The 18,659-nt window shown below is 71.0% G+C and carries 17 protein-coding genes; 9 read left to right on the forward strand and 8 right to left on the reverse strand.

Annotated elements, in window-relative coordinates; translation table 11 throughout:
- Positions 1 to 80: 80 nt before the first annotated feature.
- Complete coding sequence (locus ACWGJ5_RS29920) at positions 81 to 1,079, forward strand: ATP-binding protein (protein WP_453312756.1); 999 nt, start codon at positions 81 to 83, stop codon at positions 1,077 to 1,079.
- A 139-nt stretch (positions 1,080 to 1,218) separates the two neighbouring features.
- Here ACWGJ5_RS29920 and ACWGJ5_RS29925 read toward each other — a convergent pair whose 3' ends face one another.
- Positions 1,219 to 2,484: a hypothetical protein gene (locus ACWGJ5_RS29925; RefSeq protein ID WP_453312757.1), complete on the reverse strand. Its 1,266-nt coding sequence runs from the start codon at positions 2,482 to 2,484 to the stop codon at positions 1,219 to 1,221.
- A 264-nt stretch (positions 2,485 to 2,748) separates the two neighbouring features.
- On the opposite strand from ACWGJ5_RS29925, the gene ACWGJ5_RS29930 reads away from it, so the two are divergent.
- The 6 genes from ACWGJ5_RS29930 (at position 2,749) to ACWGJ5_RS29955 (ending at position 10,927) form a co-directional block, all read left to right on the forward strand.
- The gene (locus ACWGJ5_RS29930; protein ID WP_453312758.1) at positions 2,749 to 5,343 is read left to right on the forward strand and encodes a SulP family inorganic anion transporter; all 2,595 of its coding nucleotides are present in this window, start codon (positions 2,749 to 2,751) and stop codon (positions 5,341 to 5,343) included.
- A 115-nt stretch (positions 5,344 to 5,458) separates the two neighbouring features.
- Positions 5,459 to 7,414, forward strand: coding sequence for an acetate--CoA ligase (gene acs / locus ACWGJ5_RS29935; protein ID WP_453312759.1), 1,956 nt, complete (start codon positions 5,459 to 5,461; stop codon positions 7,412 to 7,414).
- A 186-nt stretch (positions 7,415 to 7,600) separates the two neighbouring features.
- Positions 7,601 to 9,043 (forward strand): Na+/H+ antiporter NhaA, encoded by a 1,443-nt coding sequence (gene nhaA, locus ACWGJ5_RS29940; RefSeq protein WP_453312760.1) that lies wholly within the window; start codon positions 7,601 to 7,603, stop codon positions 9,041 to 9,043.
- A 128-nt stretch (positions 9,044 to 9,171) separates the two neighbouring features.
- Complete coding sequence (locus ACWGJ5_RS29945) at positions 9,172 to 9,660, forward strand: phage holin family protein (protein ID WP_453312761.1); 489 nt, start codon at positions 9,172 to 9,174, stop codon at positions 9,658 to 9,660.
- Positions 9,657 to 10,577, forward strand: coding sequence for an alpha/beta fold hydrolase (locus tag ACWGJ5_RS29950; protein ID WP_453312762.1), 921 nt, complete (start codon positions 9,657 to 9,659; stop codon positions 10,575 to 10,577). The genes ACWGJ5_RS29945 and ACWGJ5_RS29950 overlap by 4 nt, the downstream gene beginning before the upstream one ends.
- A 170-nt stretch (positions 10,578 to 10,747) precedes the next feature.
- On the forward strand, positions 10,748 to 10,927 hold the full coding sequence (locus ACWGJ5_RS29955) for a hypothetical protein (RefSeq protein ID WP_228624166.1): 180 nt from the start codon (positions 10,748 to 10,750) through the stop codon (positions 10,925 to 10,927).
- Between the two features lie 24 nt (positions 10,928 to 10,951).
- Here ACWGJ5_RS29955 and ACWGJ5_RS29960 read toward each other — a convergent pair whose 3' ends face one another.
- From ACWGJ5_RS29960 to nth, 3 genes are read right to left on the reverse strand one after another with little or no spacing between them, the layout of a single operon-like run.
- Positions 10,952 to 12,151, reverse strand: a complete 1,200-nt coding sequence (locus tag ACWGJ5_RS29960; RefSeq protein WP_453312763.1) for a MarP family serine protease — start codon at positions 12,149 to 12,151, stop codon at positions 10,952 to 10,954.
- Positions 12,152 to 12,163: 12 nt separating this feature from the next.
- Entirely contained in the window at positions 12,164 to 12,859 is a 696-nt protein-coding gene (locus tag ACWGJ5_RS29965) for an NUDIX hydrolase (protein ID WP_453312764.1), read from the reverse strand.
- Positions 12,860 to 12,913: 54 nt separating this feature from the next.
- A complete protein-coding gene (gene nth / locus ACWGJ5_RS29970; RefSeq protein ID WP_453312765.1) occupies positions 12,914 to 13,978 on the reverse strand; it encodes an endonuclease III in 1,065 nt (354 codons plus the stop codon).
- Between the two features lie 276 nt (positions 13,979 to 14,254).
- Here nth and ACWGJ5_RS29975 point away from each other — a divergent pair, with 276 nt between their 5' ends.
- Both ACWGJ5_RS29975 and ACWGJ5_RS29980 read left to right on the forward strand, forming a co-directional pair.
- Positions 14,255 to 14,929, forward strand: a complete 675-nt coding sequence (locus ACWGJ5_RS29975; protein WP_014674022.1) for a Crp/Fnr family transcriptional regulator — start codon at positions 14,255 to 14,257, stop codon at positions 14,927 to 14,929.
- A gap of 151 nt (positions 14,930 to 15,080) precedes the next feature.
- Positions 15,081 to 15,905, forward strand: a complete 825-nt coding sequence (locus ACWGJ5_RS29980) for a nucleotidyltransferase domain-containing protein (RefSeq protein WP_453312766.1) — start codon at positions 15,081 to 15,083, stop codon at positions 15,903 to 15,905.
- Positions 15,906 to 16,144: 239 nt separating this feature from the next.
- On the opposite strand, the gene ACWGJ5_RS29985 is transcribed toward ACWGJ5_RS29980, so the two are convergent.
- The 4 genes from ACWGJ5_RS29985 to ACWGJ5_RS30000 all read right to left on the reverse strand — a co-directional run bounded on the left by ACWGJ5_RS29985 (position 16,145) and on the right by ACWGJ5_RS30000 (position 18,565).
- On the reverse strand, positions 16,145 to 16,975 hold the full coding sequence (locus ACWGJ5_RS29985; RefSeq protein WP_453312767.1) for an MBL fold metallo-hydrolase: 831 nt from the start codon (positions 16,973 to 16,975) through the stop codon (positions 16,145 to 16,147).
- Positions 16,972 to 17,865 carry an NUDIX hydrolase gene (locus tag ACWGJ5_RS29990; RefSeq protein WP_453312768.1) on the reverse strand — a complete coding sequence of 298 codons (894 nt, stop codon included), beginning with the start codon at positions 17,863 to 17,865 and terminating at the stop codon, positions 16,972 to 16,974. Before ACWGJ5_RS29990 ends, ACWGJ5_RS29985 begins: the two co-directional genes overlap by 4 nt.
- A 77-nt stretch (positions 17,866 to 17,942) precedes the next feature.
- Positions 17,943 to 18,407, reverse strand: a complete 465-nt coding sequence (locus ACWGJ5_RS29995) for a RidA family protein (RefSeq protein WP_453312769.1) — start codon at positions 18,405 to 18,407, stop codon at positions 17,943 to 17,945.
- Positions 18,404 to 18,565, reverse strand: coding sequence for a DUF4177 domain-containing protein (locus ACWGJ5_RS30000; RefSeq protein WP_003975360.1), 162 nt, complete (start codon positions 18,563 to 18,565; stop codon positions 18,404 to 18,406). Before ACWGJ5_RS30000 ends, ACWGJ5_RS29995 begins: the two co-directional genes overlap by 4 nt.
- Between the last annotated feature and the right edge of the window lie 94 nt (positions 18,566 to 18,659).

The following is an 18,659-nucleotide window of genomic DNA, read 5'->3' on the forward strand; positions in this document are numbered from 1 at the left end:
CACCCCGTCGGCAGACCCCTCGAAGGAGTGGTCTTCTTCACTTCCGTATGACACATACAGCTACCAACCGACTACCCTTGGTGAACATGAAAATTGCTTTCGTCGGGAAGGGCGGCAGCGGCAAGACCACGCTCTCCTCCCTCTTCATCCGCCACCTCGTGGCGGCCGGCGCCCCGGTGGTCGCCATCGACGCGGACATCAACCAGCACCTCGGGCCCGCACTCGGCCTCGACGAGGCGGAGGCCGCCGCGCTGCCCGCCATGGGCGAACGACTGCCGGTAATCAAGGACTATCTGCGCGGCAGCAACCCACGCATCGCCTCCGCCGCCACGATGATCAAGACGACCCCGCCCGGCGAGGGCTCGAGGCTGGTCCGGGTGCGCGAGCCGAATCCGGTCTACGACGCCTGCGCGCGACCGGTGGAACTCGACGGTGGCGCCGTCCGTTTGATGGTCACCGGCCCCTTCACGGACGCCGACCTGGGGGTCGCCTGCTACCACTCCAAGACGGGAGCGGTGGAGCTGTTCCTGAACCACCTCGTCGACGGCCCCGACGAGTACGTGGTGGTCGACATGACCGCCGGTTCGGACTCCTTCGCCTCCGGCATGTTCACCCGCTTCGACATGACGTTCCTCGTCGCCGAGCCGACCCGGAAGGGGGTCTCCGTCTATCGCCAGTACAAGGAATACGCCCGCGACTTCGGCGTAGCGCTGAAGGTCGTCGGCAACAAGATCCAGGAACAGGACGACATCGACTTCCTGCGCGCGGAGGTCGGGGACGACCTGCTCGTGACCGTCGGCCGCTCGGACTGGGTGCGCGCCATGGAGAAGGGCCGACCGCCCCGGTTCGATCTGCTGGAGGATGCCAACGCCCGCGCCCTGCACACCCTGCGGGCCGGCGCCGACGCCACCTACGAGCTGCGGGACTGGGAGCGCTACACCCGCCAGATGGTGCACTTCCATCTGAAGAACGCCGAGGCGTGGGGCAACGAGCGCACCGGGGCCGACCTGGCGGCGCAGATCGACCCCGCCTTCGTGCTCGGCGAAAGCCTCGGCGCGGAGGTCACAACTGCCGTGTGACACCTTCGGCTTCGGGTGACGCTTCGGCTTCGGGCGACACATACGGCTTCAGGTGACGCCTACGGCATGCGAGTGACACCTACAACTTCAGGTGACACCTACGGCCCGCGAGTGACACCTACAGGCCCGCGAGTGACGCCTACTGCTTGAACGCAGGCGCCCCGGGCACGCCCTTGGGCGCCGGGGCCGGACGGCCGGAGAGGAAGGCCGCCCAGCCCTGCCTGGGCGCCTTGCCCACCTCCAGAGTGCGCAGCCTCTCCAGGGTCTTCGGGTCCTGGGCGTCCAGCCAGTCGACCAGCTGATGGAAGGAGACACATCGCACGTCCGGCTTGTTGCACACCTCCCTCACCGTGTCCTCGACGGCGCGCATGTAGGTGCCGCCGTTCCAGGACTCGAAGTGGTTGCCGATGATCAGCGGGGCGCGGTTGCCGTCGTAGGCCCGGTAGAAACCCTTGATCAAGCCGTCGCGCATCTGGTCGCCCCAGTAGTCGAACTTGTCCGGGTCGCCCTGGGTCTCGGTGCCGGACTGGTTGACCATGAAGTTGTAGTCCATGGTCAGCTGCTCATAGGTGTGGCCGGGGAAGGGCACCAGCTGCATCGACAGGTCCCACAGGCCCTCCTTCATCTTGGGCCAGACCTGGTTGTCGACCCCGCTGGAGTCATAGCGGAAGCCCAGCTGGCGGGCCGCCTGCATGAAGTTCTTCTGGCCCTCCAGGCAGGGGGTGCGGGCGCCGATCAGCTCCTTGTCGTAGTCGAAGGGCAGCGGGGCCGACTTCTTCATGCCGGTGTTGGTCTTCCAGGTCTTCACGAACTGCTTGGCCTGGGCGATCTCGCTCTTCCACTCGTCCACCGACCAGGTACCGACCCCGCCGTTGGGCCCGCAGAAGTGGCCGTTGAAGTGCGTGCCGATCTCATTGCCCTCCAGCCACGCCAGCCGTGCCTGCTTGACGGTGTCGGCGATGCCCTTCTCGTCGTTGAAACCGATGTCGGAGCTGCCCGGCTCGTGCTGTGGCGGCTTGTACAGCTCACGCTTCTCCTTCGGCAGCATGTACACACCGCTGAGGAAGTACGTCATGGTCGCGTGGTTCTCCTTGGCGACCTTGCGGAAGTGCGAGAACAGCTTCTGACTGTCCTCGCCCGCACCGTCCCAGGAGAACACGACGAACTGCGGGGGCTTCTGACCAGGCTTCAGCCGCTCGGGTCTGGGCAGATAAGGCTGAGAGCCGGTGTACGCGGTGGATCCGTCACCGATCAGCCGGAGCACGCTCTGCGGCGCCGGGGCCGCCTTCTGCGGGCCGGGCGCTCCTTCCTTCGAACCGTGGGAGCCGGTCGCGCAAGCGGCGAGCGACGAGGCACAGGCCGCGGCGACCATGGCGCCGACGGCGATCCTGTGGGTGGCGGCCATGTTCCGCCCACCTTCTTCCTTCTCTCAGGCAAACGCCGACTAGGGCCGTTATCCGGTGATGTGCCGGGCTTGAACCGACAGTGCGGCCAAGGTTGCACGGGACAGAGAAGGAATTAGTACGACAAGCCGATCAAATGATCAGTTCACTCATGCGAGGGATCAACTGATCCATTTGCTCCGAAAAGCCATGCATGGCCTTTACGTGGCATTACGGTTCCTTTGCCAAGCGTTGCTCCATCCCGCCGCCCAGGAGGAGACGGGACCATGTCAGCCTGCGCACCCCCGCACACCCAGCACCCACACCCGCCGCACGGCCCGCCGCCGGGCAGCCGGACCCGCTTCCCCGTGGCGGGCGCCGACCTGTCGGCGGCCGTCGCGGTCTTCCTGATCGCCCTGCCCCTGTCCCTCGGCATCGCCCTGGCCACCAGTGCCCCGCTCCAGGCCGGCCTCGTCGCCGCCGCCGTGGGCGGACTCGTCGCCGGCCGGCTCGGCGGCTGCCCGCTCCAGGTCAGCGGCCCGGCCGCCGGACTCACCGTGGTCACCGCCGACCTGATCCACCGCTTCGGCTGGCGGGCGACCTGCGGCATCACCGTTCTCGCCGGACTCGCCCAACTCGGCCTCGGCTGCCTACGGGTGGCCCGCGGCGCGCTCGCGGTCAGCCCGGCGGTGGTGCACGGCATGCTCGCCGGGATCGGCATCACCATCGCCGTCGCCCAGCTGCACATCGTCCTCGGCGGCAGCCCCGACAGCTCCGTCCTCACCAACGTGCGCGCATTGCCCGCCCAGTTGGCCCACCTGCATCCGGCCGCCGTCTCGATGAGCGCGCTGACGCTCGCCCTGCTGCTGGCCTGGCCCCGCCTGCCCGGCCGCACCGGCCGGATGCTGCGACGCGTGCCGGCCGCCCTCGTCGCCGTCACCGGCGCCACCGCCACGGCGGCCCTCACCGGTCTGGACCTGCCCAGAGTCGACCTGCCGTCCTGGCACAGCCACGCCCTGGCCGGGCTCCCCGAGGGCCCAGCGCCGGGCCTGGCCGCCGCCGTGCTCACCACCACCCTGGTCTGCAGCGTGCAGTCGCTGCTCGGCGCGGTGGCCGTGGACAAGCTGGTCGCGGCCCGGCCCGGCGGGCTCCCCCGCGTCGGCCGCTCCGACCTGGACCGGGAGCTGCTGGGCCAGGGCGCCGCCAACATGGTCTCCGGGGCGCTGGGCGGACTGCCGGTGGCCGGGGTGGCCGTGCGCAGTACCGTCAATGTGAACTCGGGTGCCGTGAGCCGGAACTCCACGATGCTGCACGGCGTTCTCGTAGTAGTCGCCGCGCTGCTGATGGTCCCGGCTCTGGAGGAGATCCCGCTCGCCTCCCTCGCCGCCCTGGTCATGGCCGTCGGTATCCAGATGGTGTCCCTGCACCACATCCGCACGGTGACGCGCCACCGCGAAGTGCCGGTCTACGCCGCGACCACACTCGGCGTGGTGCTCCTCGGTGTCCTGCAGGGCGTGCTCCTCGGGGTCGCCGTGGCGGTCGCCGTCGCCCTGCGCCGCCTCACCCGCACCCGCATCACCCATGACGAGAAGGAAGGAGTCCATTACGTAAGAATCCGAGGTCAGTTGACGTTCCTGGCGGTGCCCCGGCTAAGCCGGTCCCTGCATCTCGTACCCCAAGGCTCCCATGCCGTCGTGGAGTTGCACGGTTCGTTCATGGACCACGCGGCGTACGAGTCGCTGCAGGACTGGCGCAGCTCCCACACCGCGCGCGGCGGTACGGCCGAGCTGTCGGGCCGACGCGGCGGAATCCGGACCGGCGGGCCGACCCCGACCACCGGGCCGAGCCCAACCGCCGGGCCGCGCCCAACCGCCAAGCAAACCGCGCCCACCAAACCGACCCAGACCGCCGAGCCAACCCCATACGCCGGGCCGGGCCCAACCGCCAGCCAAATCCCACCCACCGGACCGAACCAGACCGCCGGGCAAACCTCGCCCACCAGACCGAGCCCGACGGCCGAGCAAGCCCCGCCCACCGAACCGACCCGGACCACCGAGCCAACCCCATCCACCGAACCGAGCCCATCCACTTCCACCGGGCCGACCCAGTCCGCCGCCTGCCGGTGCCGGCCCTGGACGCCCTGGCGCAGTCACCGGGCCTGCTTCCCGGAGGCCGTCGGCGCCCTGGCCGGGCGGGAGGCCCGGCACGAACTGGTCCGTGGGGTCGGCTCGTTCCAGCGCAACACCGCACCGCTGGTGCGGGACGAGCTGGCGCGGCTCGCCCGGGAGGGCCAGCGGCCCGCGCAGCTCTTCCTCACCTGCGCCGACTCCCGGCTCGTCACGTCGATGATCACCGCCAGTGGTCCCGGCGACCTGTTCGTCGTCCGCAACGTCGGCAACCTGGTGCCGATGCCGGGCGAGGAGCACGGCGACGAGTCGGTGGCGGCCGCCGTCGAGTACGCCGTGGAGGTACTGAAGGTGAGGTCCATCACGGTGTGCGGGCACTCCGGGTGCGGGGCGATGCAGGCGCTGCTGACCGCCGGGCCCGGGGGTGCGGCGACACCGCTGAGGCGGTGGCTCAGGCACGGCCTGCCGAGCCTGGCACGGATGGCCGACGACCGGTGCACCCGGCCCCGGGTGGCCGGGCGGACGCCCACCGACGCGGTGGAGCAACTGTGCCTGACCAACGTGGTCCAGCAGCTGGAACACCTGCGGGTGCACGCCCCGGTCGCGCGGGCGCTGGCGGCCGGGGCGCTGGAGCTGCACGGGATGTACTTCCACGTGGGCGAGGCGCAGGCCTACCTGCTCGGTCGAACCGGGACGGTGTTCGAGGACGTGAGAGAGAACGGGAGCGCGGCGGAGGAGCCGCGCGGTCCGCTGTGAACGATCACCTCAGAGAGGTCTAAACCAATTTGGCCGTGGACTCTTGTCATCGGACCCCCGCGTCTGATGAGCTGTGGCCTGGGACACAACGGACACCCTTCGAGAGGGAGATGTCGTGAGCAACGAAAGCCTGGCCAACCTGCTCAAGGAAGAACGCAGGTTCGCGCCCCCCGCCGACCTGGCCGCGCATGCCAACGTCACCGCGGAGGCGTATGCACAGGCCAAGGCTGACAGGCTCGGCTTCTGGGCCGAGCAGGCCCGTCGGCTGACCTGGGCCAAGGAACCGACCGAGACGCTGGACTGGTCGAACCCGCCGTTCGCGCAGTGGTTCAAGGACGGCGAGCTGAACGTCGCCTACAACTGCGTGGACCGGCACGTGGAGTCAGGGCACGGGGACCGTGTCGCCATCCACTTCGAGGGCGAGCCCGGCGACAGCCGCTCGATCACCTACGCCGAGCTGAAGGACGAGGTCTCCAAGGCGGCCAACGCTCTGCTGGAGCTGGGCGTTCGCAAGGGCGACCGGGTCGCCATCTACATGCCGATGATCCCGGAGACCGCGATCGCGATGCTGGCCTCGGCCCGGATCGGCGCCGCGCACTCGGTCGTCTTCGGCGGCTTCTCGGCGGACGCGCTCGCGACCCGCATCAAGGACGCGGACGCCAAGGTCGTCATCACCACCGACGGCGGCTACCGTCGCGGCAAGCCGTCCGCGCTGAAGCCCGCCGTGGACGAGGCGATCGGCAAGGTCGACAACGTCGAGCACGTGCTCGTGGTGCGCCGTACCGGCCAGGACGTGGCGTGGACCGACGGCCGGGACGTGTGGTGGCACGAGCTGGTCGAGCGGCAGTCGGCCGAGCACACCCCGGAGGCGTTCGAGGCGGAGCATCCGCTGTTCATCCTCTACACCTCCGGCACGACCGGGAAGCCGAAGGGCATCCTGCACACCACCGGCGGCTACCTCACCCAGTGCGCGTACACCCACTGGGCGGTCTTCGACCTCAAGCCGGAGACGGACGTGTACTGGTGCACGGCCGACGTCGGCTGGGTCACCGGGCACTCGTACATCGTGTACGGCCCGCTGGCCAACGGCGCGACGCAGGTCATGTACGAGGGCACGCCGGACACCCCGCACCAGGGCCGGTTCTGGGAGATCGTGCAGAAGTACAAGGTCACGATCCTCTACACCGCGCCGACGGCGATCCGGACGTTCATGAAGTGGGGCGACGACATCCCCGCCAAGTTCGACCTGTCCTCCCTGCGCGTCCTCGGCTCGGTGGGCGAGCCCATCAACCCCGAGGCCTGGATCTGGTACCGCAAGAACATCGGCGCGGATCGGACGCCCGTGGTGGACACCTGGTGGCAGACCGAGACCGGCGCAATGATGATCTCGCCGCTGCCCGGCGTCACCGCGGCCAAGCCCGGCTCCGCGCAGATGCCGCTGCCCGGCATCAGCGCGACCGTCGTCGACGACGAGGCGAACGAGGTGCCCGACGGCGGCGGTGGCTACCTGGTGCTGACCGAGCCCTGGCCGTCGATGCTGCGCACCATCTGGGGCGACGACCAGCGGTTCATCGACACCTACTGGTCCCGCTTCGAGGGCAAGTACTTCGCCGGTGACGGCGCGAAGAGGGACGACGACGGCGACATCTGGCTGCTGGGCCGGGTGGACGACGTGATGCTCGTGTCCGGGCACAACATCTCGACCACCGAGGTGGAGTCGGCGCTCGTCTCCCACCCGTCGGTCGCCGAGGCGGCCGTCGTCGGTGCCACCGACGAGACCACCGGCCAGGCGATCGTCGCGTTCGTGATCCTGCGCGGTACGGCCGCGGAGACCGAGGCGCTCGTCGGTGAGCTGCGCGACCACGTGGGCACCACGCTCGGGCCGATCGCCAAGCCCAAGCGGATCCTGCCGGTGGCCGAGCTGCCCAAGACCCGCTCCGGCAAGATCATGCGCCGTCTGCTGCGGGACGTGGCCGAGAACCGCCAGCTCGGTGACGTCACCACGCTGACCGACAGCACGGTCATGGACCTCATCCAGGCGAAGCTGCCCGCGGCGCCCAGCGAGGACTAGGCGGAACGGCGGAAAGGGCGCCCGGTGTCGTCACCGGGCGCCCTCTTTTCGTTCGCCTCACTAACGTCTGGCGTCAAAATCCGGTAAAGTGGCAGCCTCAGGGTGTGCCGGGAAGTCTGGTCGGCGACGCCGTCGACGACCCGTGCGACGGCGTGATCATCGTCGTACGACCCGGAGGTCCCCGCCGTGGCCGCGCTCAGCACCCGTAAAGCCCCCAGGAAGGCACTCGGACGTCTCTCCCTGCCGGAGCGGACGTTCGTCGCGGACGCGCTGCGGACCGAGACCGTCGGCGGCGTTCTGCTGCTGCTCGCCGCCGTGGCGGCGCTGATCTGGGCAAACGTCCCCGTCCTGCACCACAGCTACGAGTCCGTCAGCCACTTCCACCTCGGCCCCGGCGCGCTCGGCCTGAACCTCTCCGTGGCGCACTGGGCCGCCGACGGGCTCCTCGCGGTGTTCTTCTTCGTCGCCGGCATCGAGCTCAAGCGCGAGCTGGTCGCCGGGGACCTGCGCGACCCCAGGGCGGCCGTGCTGCCCGTAGTGGCCGCGGTGTGCGGCATGGCCGTACCCGCGCTCGTCTACACCCTCACCACCCTCACCGGGCACGCCTCGACGCAGGGCTGGGCGGTGCCCACCGCCACCGACATCGCCTTCGCGCTCGCCGTCCTCGCGGTCATCGGCACCTCCCTGCCCAGCTCCCTGCGCGCCTTCCTGCTCACCCTCGCCGTGGTCGACGACCTCTTCGCGATCCTGATCATCGCGATCTTCTTCACCGACCGGCTGAACTTCGCCGCGCTCGGCGGAGCCGCCGCCGGACTGGCCGTCTTCTGGCTGCTGCTGCGCAAGGGCGTACGCGGCTGGTACGTGTACGTGCCGCTCGCCGTGGTGATCTGGGCGCTGATGTACAACAGCGGCGTGCACGCCACCATCGCCGGTGTGGCGATGGGCCTGATGCTGCGCTGCACCACCCGGGAGGGTGAGCAGCACTCGCCCGGCGAGCACATCGAGCACCTGGTGCGGCCCCTGTCCGCCGGGCTCGCCGTACCGATGTTCGCGCTGTTCAGCGCCGGGGTGACGGTCTCCGGCGGGGCACTCGGGGATGTGTTCACCAGGCCGGAGACGCTCGGCGTGGTGCTCGGGCTGGTCGTCGGCAAGACGCTCGGCATCTTCGGCGGCACCTGGCTGACCGTCCGCTTCACCCGCGCCTCCCTCAGCGAGGACCTCGCCTGGGCCGACGTCTTCGCGGTGGCCGCCCTCTCCGGCATCGGCTTCACCGTCTCCCTGCTCATCGGCGAACTCGCCTTCGCCGGCAACGCCGTCCTCACCGACGAGGTCAAGGCGGCCGTCCTCACCGGATCGCTCCTCGCGGCGCTGTGCGCGACGGTCCTGCTGAAGATGCGCAACGCCCGGTACCGCAGGCTGTGCGAGGAGGAGGAGCGCGACGAGGACCTCGACGGCATCCCGGACGCCTACGAGCAGGACGAGCCGGCCTACCACCTGCGCATGGCCGAGATCCACGAACGCAAGGCCGCCGAACACCGGCGGATGGCCGCCGAGAAGGCCGCCGCGGCGCGCCACGGGCTTCAGGAAGTGCCGGGCGGGGCAGGCGAGGAGGATGACCGTCCGGCATGATCTGACGAGACGGTACAAAACTAGACGGCCACACGAGCGGGCCCGCCGGCCGCGTACGACGGCAGTACGACAGTGGTACGACGGCACGGCACGCCCGCGGCACGAGACACCTCGTAAGGGAGAACGCGATGAGCGCACCCGACGGCAGCCCGGTCGGCGCCGAACGCAGCATCGGCCAGCTGTTCGCCTCGGCGACGACCGAATTGTCGGCGCTGGTGCACGACGAGATCGCCCTGGCCAAGGCCCAGATGAAGCAGGACGTCAAGCGCGGCGCGGTCAGCGGCGGCGCGTTCACGGCGGCCCTGGTGCTGCTCGTCTTCTCGCTCCCGATGCTCAACTTCGCCCTCGCCTACGGCATCCGGACCTGGAGCGGCTGGAACCTGGCGATCTGCTTCGTGCTGTCCTTCGCGGCGAACGTGGTCCTCGCCGGCCTCCTCGCACTGATCGGCCTGGTGTTCGCGAAGAAGGCCAAGAAGGCCCAGGGCCCGCAGAAGGTGGCCGCCTCGATGAAGGAGACGGCGGGCGTGCTGCAGAACGCCAAGCCGCACCCCCGCGCGGAGCTGCCCGAGGACCGGGCGCCCGCGGCCATCGAGACTGTGGCACGCTCGTCGTCATGACGGACCCCGCCCCCTCGGTCGTACGGATCGAAGGTCCCTGGACGCACAGGGACGTCGCCGCCAACGGCGCCCGCTTCCACATCGCCGAGCTCGGCGACGGCCCCCTGGTGCTGCTGCTGCACGGCTTCCCGCAGTTCTGGTGGACCTGGCGGCACCAGCTGGTCGCGCTCGCGGACGCGGGCTACCGGGCGGTGGCGATGGACCTGCGGGGCGTCGGCGGCAGCGACCGCACGCCCCGCGGGTACGACCCGGCCAACCTCGCGCTCGACGTCACCGGCGTGATCCGCTCGCTCGGCGAACCTGACGCGGCGCTGGTCGGCCACGACCTGGGCGGCTATCTGGCATGGACGGCGGCGGCGATGCGGCCCAAGCTCGTACGGCGGCTCGCGGTCGTCTCGATGCCGCATCCACGGCGCTGGCGCGCGGCCATGCTGCGGGACGCCCGGCAGGCGACCGCCAACTCCTACATCTGGGGCTTCCAGCGGCCGTGGCTTCCCGAGCGCCAACTCACCGCCGACGGCGCCGAGTTGGTGGGCCGGCTGATCCGGGAGTGGTCCGGGCCGCGGCCGCCGGAGGACGAGGCGGTGGATACCTACCGGCGGGCCATGTGCATCCCGTCGACGGCGCACTGCTCGATCGAGCCGTACCGCTGGCTGGTGCGCTCGCTGGCCCGCCCGGACGGCATCCAGTTCAACCGCAGGATGAAGCGGCCGGTGCGGGTGCCCACGCTCCATCTGCACGGCTCGCTGGACGCGGTGACGCGCACCCGCAGCGCTGCCGGATCGGGCGAGTACGTCGAAGCGCCGTACCGCTGGCGCCTGTTCGACGGCCTCGGCCACTTCCCGCACGAGGAGGATCCCGCCGCCTTCTCCACGGAGCTCATCAACTGGCTGAAGGATCCCGAGCCGGACCGGTGAGGATCACCCGTATCGGTGATGGAGACCGGTGACAGTGCGGTGACGGTTCGATGCGCGGAGTATCCGGTTCATGAACAGTTGTCCCTCGAACGGCCACATGCCTGCCGCATAGGCCAATTGAGCGGCGCTCAGGCGGTTATCGACCTTCGGGCAGGGGCACACGTCGGGGTATGGGCTGGACGCACGACTACAGTGACGCACCCCGCAACCGCCGCTCCGCCGCCGGTGTGGGCACGCCTCAGCGAGGCAACCCGCAACTCGCGGAAGGAGACCTCCGCGTGGGAATCCCGCGCATCCTGCGCCGCAGGGCCCGCTGGGTCTCGATGCGTCTGCGTCATCCGCGCGGCTGAACGGCGCCCCCGGCCGACCGGGGCTCACAGCGCGCAGCTGTCGGTACCCACCTGCTCGTTCGCCGTACGTCCCCGCTGGATGTCGGGCTGGATCTCGTCCGCCGTGAGGGCGTAGCCGGTCTGGGCGTCGTCGAGGGACTTGGCGAACACCACGCCGTAGACACGGCCGTCCGGGGTGAGCAGCGGGCCGCCCGAGTTGCCCTGGCGGACGATCGTGTACAGCGAGTAGACGTCGCGGCGGACGGTGCCGCGGTGGTAGATGTCCGGGCCGTTGGCCGTGATGCGCCCGCGCACGCGCGCGGCGCGCACGTCGTACGAACCGTTCTCCGGAAAGCCCGCGACGATCGCGCCGTCGCCCCCGGCCGCGTCCTGCCCGGAGAACCGCAGGGCGCTCGCCTTCAGGTCGGGAACGTCGAGCACGGCGATGTCGCGCTTCCAGTCGTACAGGACCACCTTGGCGTCGTACTTGCGGCCCTCGCCGCCTATCTGCACGGTGGGCGCGTCGACGCCGCCGACGACGTGCGCGTTGGTCATGACCCGGCGGTTGGCGAAGACGAAGCCCGTGCCCTCCAGGACCTTGCCGCAGCTCTGGGCGGTGCCGGTGACCTTGACGATCGAGCGCTGGGCGCGCACGGCGACCGGGCTGTTCGCGAGGGCCGGGTCGGGCGGCTGGACGTCCTTGATCGGCTCGTTGGCGAACGGGCTGAAGACCTGCGGGAAGCCGTTCTGCGCCAGGACGGAGGAGAAGTCCGCGAACCAGGTGTCGGCCTGTGCGGGCAGCGCCCGGGAGACGCCGAGCAGCACCTTGGAGCCGCGAACCTCCCTGCCGAGGGTCGGCAGGGTGGTGCCGGCCAGGGCGGATCCGATCAGCCAGGCCACCAGCAGCATGGCCACGACGTTGACCAGGGCGCCGCCGGTGGCGTCCAGGGCGCGGGCCGGGGACCAGGTGATGTACCGGCGCAGTTTGTTGCCCAGGTGGGTGGTCAAGGCCTGGCCGACGGAGGCACAGACGATGACGACGACCACGGCGACCACGGCGGCGGTCGTGCCGACGTCCGCGTTGTCGGTCACGGCGTCCCAGATCACGGGCAGCGTGTATACGGCGACGAGGCCGCCGCCCAGGAACCCGATCACCGACAGGATGCCGACGACGAAGCCCTGGCGGTAGCCCACGACCGCGAACCACACGGCCGCGACCAGCAACAGGATGTCCAGCACGTTCACGGGATCACCCTGTCATGACCGCCAGTCGAGTGGGACCTTCTTCTCCCTGTCCCAGGGGCGCTCCCAGCCCGCGAAATGCAGCAGGCGGTCGATCACCCCGGCCGTGAAACCCCACACCAGGGCCGATTCGACCAGGAATGCGGGGCCTCGGTGGCCGCTGGGGTGAACGGTGGTGGCGCGGTTGGCGGGGTCCGTGAGATCCGCCACGGGGACCGTGAAGACCCGCGCCGTCTCGTTCGGATCGACGACACCGACCGGGCTGGGCTCGCGCCACCAGCCGAGCACGGGCGTGACGACGAAACCGCTGACCGGGATGTACAGCGCGGGCAGCACACCGAAGAGCTGGACGCCGGAGGGGTCCAGGCCGGTCTCCTCCTCCGCCTCGCGCAGCGCGGCCCTGAGCGGCCCGTCGGTGTGCGGATCGCCGTCCTCGGGGTCGAGCGCGCCGCCGGGGAAGGACGGCTGCCCGGCGTGCGAGCGCAGGGAGCCGGCGCGCTCCATCAGCAGCAGCTCCGGGCCGCGCTCGCCCTCGCCGAACAGGATCAGCACGGCCGACTTGCGGCCCGAGCCGTTCTCCGGCGGCAGGAAGCGGCTCAGCTGGAGCGGCTCGATCGTCTCGACGGCCCGCACCACGGGCGCCAGCCACTGGGGCAGCCCCTCCTTGCTGAGTGTCACCGCGCCGCCCCGCGTCTCACTGGCCCTCGCCATCGCCACCCCCGTCGCTCTTCCTGTCCAACGCCCGAGGGCCCCGAGATCGTTCCGTCACGCGGCCCCCAGTGGCGGGGCCGGCCTGCCGCCCGCGTCGAGGTAGGCCTGCGGGGGCTTCAGGCGCTGGCCGGGGAAGCCGCCCTTCTCGTACTTCAGGAGCTTCCTCGCCTTCTCCGGGTCGGTCTCGCCCTCGCCGTAGGCCGGGCAGAGCGGGGCGATCGGGCAGGCGCCGCACGCGGGCTTGCGGGCGTGGCAGATACGGCGGCCGTGCCAGATCACATGGTGCGACAGGTCGGTCCACTCGGTCTTCGGGAACAGCGCGCCGACGGCCGCCTCGATCTTGTCCGGGTCGCTCTCCTCGGTCCACCGCCAGCGGCGCACGAGCCGCTGGAAGTGCGTGTCCACGGTGATTCCCGGCCGCCCGAAGGCGTTGCCGAGCACGACGAAGGCGGTCTTGCGGCCCACGCCGGGCAGCTTGACCAGGTCCTCCAGCCTGCCGGGCACCTCGCCGCCGAACTCCTCCGCGAGGGCCTTGGAGAGCCCCATGACCGACTTGGTCTTCATCCGGAAGAACCCGCAGGGGCGCAGGATCTCCTCGACCTCCTCCGGGTTGGCGGCGGCCAGGTCCTCGGGGGTCGGGTACTTCGCGAAGAGCGCCGGGGTCGTCTGGTTGACGCGCAGGTCGGTGGTCTGGGCCGACAGCACCGTGGCGACCAGCAGTTGGAAGGGGTTGTCGAAGTCCAGCTCGGGGTGGGCGTACGGGTACACCTCGGCGAGCTCGCGGTTGATGCGGCGGGCGCGGCGGACCAGGGCGGTCCGGGACTCGTCCGTCGGCGGCTTCACGGCGACCTTCTTGACGGGCGCCGCCTTCTTCACGGCCACGGCCTTACCCGCCGCCACGACCTTCTTGGCGGGGGCGACCTTCTTGGCCGCGGCGGCCTTCTTCACCGAGGTCGCCTTCTTGGCCGCGGCGGCCTTCTTCACCGAGGTCGCCTTCTTCGCCGGCGTGGCTTTCTTGGCCGAGACCGCCTCCTTGCCAGGTGCCGCCTTCTTGGCCGGCGCAGCCTTTTTTGCCGTTTTTCCGGTTTTCCTACTACCGCCGGAGCCCTGTTCGCCCACAGCGGAATCGCGACGTACAACCACCCGCTAAGCCCCCTTGGCCTGTGCTCTCACCGGCGATTTGGACACCCGGCCAGCCTAGAGCCCGGCACCGACATCCGCCCCGGACCCGGTGGATCGGCCCCCGATTGGACCCCTGACGCTTACCTCGGGACACCTGTGCGGCATCCTTGTGACAGATCACACTGTTTGGACCGTCCGGCAAAATGGGGAACACGGTCCCCTGGCACTCGGGGGAGCAAGATCCCCTGAGCAGGTCGACAAGGAGAGAACTCAGTGGACGACGTTCTGCGGCGCAACCCGCTCTTCGCGGCTCTCGACGACGAGCAGGCCGCGGAGCTTCGCGCCTCCATGAGTGAGGTGACCCTCGCACGCGGCGACTCCCTGTTCCACGAGGGCGACCCGGGCGACCGGCTGTACGTCGTCACCGAGGGCAAGGTCAAGCTGCACCGCACCTCCCCCGACGGCCGCGAGAACATGCTCGCCGTCGTCGGCCCCGGCGAGCTGATCGGCGAACTGTCGCTCTTCGACCCGGGCCCGCGTACGGCGACCGCGACCGCGCTGACCGAGGTCAAGCTGCTCGGTCTCGGCCACGGCGACCTCCAGCCCTGGCTGAACGCCCGCCCCGAGGTGGCCGGCGCCCTGCTGCGCGCCGTCGCCCGCCGTCTGCGCAAGACCAACGACGCCATGTCCGACCTGGTGTTCTCCGACGTCCCCGGCCGCGTGGCGCGCGCCCTGCTGGACCTCTCCCGCCGCTTCGGCGTGCAGTCCGAGGAGGGCATCCACGTCGTCCACGACCTCACCCAGGAGGAGCTGGCCCAGCTTGTCGGCGCCTCGCGCGAGACCGTGAACAAGGCCCTGGCGGACTTCGCCCAACGCGGGTGGCTCCGCCTGGAGGCGCGGGCGGTCATCCTGCTGGACGTGGAGAGGCTGGCCAAGCGCTCGCGCTGACGCCGGTCCAGGCCGTACGACCTCGGGGTCCGCTTCTCGCGAGCCGGGCCCCGCTGTCGTTGCGCGGGGGCTGCGGGGTGCTGCCCGGGCCGCCTGCCGGCCGCGCCGAAAATGTGCCGCACGGCCGCATCACAGACGGCACAGTTGCCCCATGGCTGAAACCATCCGCCGGCCCGGGCTCGACGACCAGGGCTTCATCGCGCGAGAAGGCTCCCTCGCGCGCGTGCCCGACGTCTTCCGCCCCGTCGTGGCCGCGGCGCGCGACGGGCTGCTGGAGGTCTTCGGCACCCGGCTGCACAGCGCCTACCTCTACGGATCGATCCCGCGCGGCACCGCGCGCGTGGGCCGCAGCGACCTTGACCTGCTGGTCGCGCTCCGGGACGAGCCGGCCGACGCCGACCGGGCCGCCGTACGGACGCTCGGCGAGGCGGTCGACAAGGAGTTCCCGCAGATCGACGGCGCCGGCACGCTGCTGTACGGCAGGGACCGGCTGCTGAGCGAGCTGGAGCGGTACGACTTGGCCTGGTTCGTCGCCTGTCTGTGCACCCCGTTGCTCGGTGAGGACCTCGCCGAGTACCTGCCGCGCTACCGCCCCGACTCCCTGCTCGCCCGCGAGACCAACGGTGACCTGGCGCTGTGGCTGCCCCGCTGGCGGAAGCGGATCGCGGACGCCGAGGACACCGAGGAGGCCCGGCGCCCCCTCGTGCGCTTCATGTCCCGGCATCTCGTCCGCACCGGCTTCACGCTCGTCATGCCCCGCTGGAACGGCTGGACCAGCGATCTGCGCGAGATGGCCGAGGTGTGCGGCACCTACTACCCCGAGCGGGCCGCACAGCTGCGGACGGCGGCGCGGTACGGCCAGGAACCCGCAGGCGATCCGGAGGCGCTGCGGTCGTACGTGGACGACCTCGGACCCTGGCTCGCCGACGAGTACACGCGCGTGCACGGCGTGAAGGCCCCGCGCCCGGAGGACTGACGCCGGAGGACCCGGAGGACCCGGAGGACCCGGAGGACCCGGAGGACCCGGAGGACCCGGAGGACTCCGACGGCGGCGGAAGGGCCGCCGCCCGCCGTCCGGGCACCGGGCACGAGGACGTGGCCCGGTTCGTCCCCGGCGTGTACCGCGCTTGCGCGACGACCGCCCGGTGGCAACCTCCCCGCTACCACGGACGGATCACCGGCCTGTGCGGCATCCGCGACCCGGGCGCTCGGCGGCTAGATCAGCCCGTGCTCGCTCAGGTAGTCCAGCTGGGCCCGTACCGACAGCTCCGCCGCCGGCCACAGCGAGCGGTCCACGTCGGCGTACACGTGGGCGACGACCTGGGCCGGGGTGCGGTAGCCGTCCTCGACCGCCGTCTCCACCTGGGCGAGCCGGTGGGCGCGGTGGGCGAGGTAGAACTCGACGGCGCCCTGGGCGTCCTCCAGGACCGGCCCGTGGCCCGGCAGGACGGTGTGCACGCCGTCGTCCACGGTCAGGGACCGCAGCCGGCGCAGGGAGTCCAGATAGTCGCCCAGGCGGCCGTCCGGGTGCGCCACGACCGTCGTACCGCGCCCGAGGATGGTGTCGCCGGTCAGCACGGCCCGGTCGGCCGGGAGATGGAAGCTCAGCGAGTCCGCGGTGTGCCCGGGCGTCGGTACGACCCTCAGCTCCAGGCCGCCGACGGTGATCACGTCCCCGGCGGCCAGGCCCTCGTCGCCCAGGCGCAGCGCCGGATCGAGGGCACGCACGCGCGTGCCGGTGAGTTCCGCGAAACGGGCGGCGCCCTCGGCGTGGTCGGGGTGGCCGTGGGTGAGCAGGGTGAGGCCTATGCGCTTGCCGGCCTTCTCGGCGGTGTCGACGACGCTGCGCAGATGGGCGTCGTCCAGCGGGCCCGGGTCGATCACCACGGCGAGATCGGAGTCGGGCTCGGCGACGATCCAGGTGTTGGTGCCGTCGAGGGTCATCGCGGAGGCGTTGGGGGCGAGGACGTTGACGGCCCGTTCGGTGGCGGGGCCGGACAGCACTTGGCCGCGGGGCTGGCCCGGCAGCGTGCTTGCGTCGGTCATGCGGGGCCTCCACCCGTCGTCTCGGCCGTCGTCGGAGCCGTCGGAATGTGCTTGGTGAACTCCTCGTGCCCCGGCCAGGACAGGACAATCTCGCCGTTCTGGAGGCGGGCGCGGGCCAGCACCGGTGTCATGTCGCGCCCGGGGGCCGCCGCGAGCGTCTCGGCGGCGGTGGCGTACGGCGTCAGCTGGCGCAGGGTGGCGATGGTGGGCGGCATCATCAGCAGCTCGCCCTTGTCGTAGCGGGCGGCGGCCTCCGCGGGACGGATCCACACCGTGCGGTCGGCCTCCGTGGAGGCGTTCCGGGTGCGCTGGCCCTCGGGCAGGACGGCCACGAAGAACCAGGTGTCGTAGCGGCGGGCCTCGAACTCCGGGGTGATCCAGCGGGTCCATGCTCCCAGCAGGTCCGAGCGCAGCACCAGACCGCGCCGGTGAAGGAACTCGGCGAAGGACAGCTCGCGCGCGACCAGCGCGGCCCGGTCCGCCTCCCAGTCCTCCCCGGTGGTGTCGCCGACGACCGACTCCGCGTCGGGTCCGGCGAGCAGCACGCCGGCCTCCTCGTACGTCTCCCGTACGGCCGCGCAGACGATCGCCTGGGCGCCCGACTCGTCGACGCCGAGCCGCTCCGCCCACCACGCGCGCGTGGGGCCCGCCCAGCGCACCAGACGGTCGTCGTCACGCGGGTCGACACCGCCCCCGGGATAGGCGTACGCGCCTCCGGCGAAGGCCATGGAAGCGCGTCTGCGCAGCATGTGGACCGCGGGGCCGTCCGGTGTGTCCTTCAGGAGCAGCACCGTGGCCGCGCGCCGGGGGGACACCGGGGTGAGGGTGCCGTCCGCGAGCGCACGGATACGGTCCGGCCACTCCGGGGGGTACCACTGACCGTTCGCCATGGGCGGAGGCTATCCCGTGTAGGGCGAATGTTCGAGAGGTGCCCGAGGTCAGAGGCGTTCCGGTCGGTTCGGGTGGGTTACTGGGCGAGCTCCACCTGGATCTCGACCTCCACCGGGGCGTCCAGCGGCAGCACCGCGACGCCGACCGCGCTGCGGGCGTGCACGCCCTTCTCGCCGAGCACCTCGCCGAGCAGTTCGCTGGCGCCGTTGACGACACCGGGCTGGCCGGTGAAGTCGGACGCGGAGGCGACGAACCCGACGACCTTCACCACGCGCGCGATGCGGTCCAGGTCGCCGACCACGGACTTCACGGCGGCCAGCGCGTTCAGCGCACAGGTGCGGGCCAGGTCCTTGGCCTCCTCCGCCGTGACCTCCGCGCCCACCTTGCCCGTGACGGGCAGCTTGCCCTCGACCATCGGCAGCTGGCCGGCGGTGTAGACGTACACACCGGACTGCACGGCCGGCTGGTACGCGGCCAGCGGCGGTACGACCTCCGGCAGGGTCAGGCCCAGTTCGGCCAGCTTGGCCTCGACCGCGCTCATGCCTGCTTCTCCCGCTTCAGGTAGGCCACGAGCTGCTCGGGGTTGTTGGGCCCGGGCACGACCTGGACGAGCTCCCAGCCGTCCTCGCCCCAGGTGTCCAGAATCTGCTTCGTGGCATGGACGAGCAGCGGCACGGTTGCGTATTCCCACTTGGTCATGGGGCCGACTGTAGCCGCTGTGGCCGGTGGGGCAGGCGGCCGACCGTCGGCGGCGTCGTCCACAGACGGGGCGGCCGGTGTGACCTTCGTTATC

This window comes from Streptomyces sp. NPDC054783, assembly GCF_053611725.1.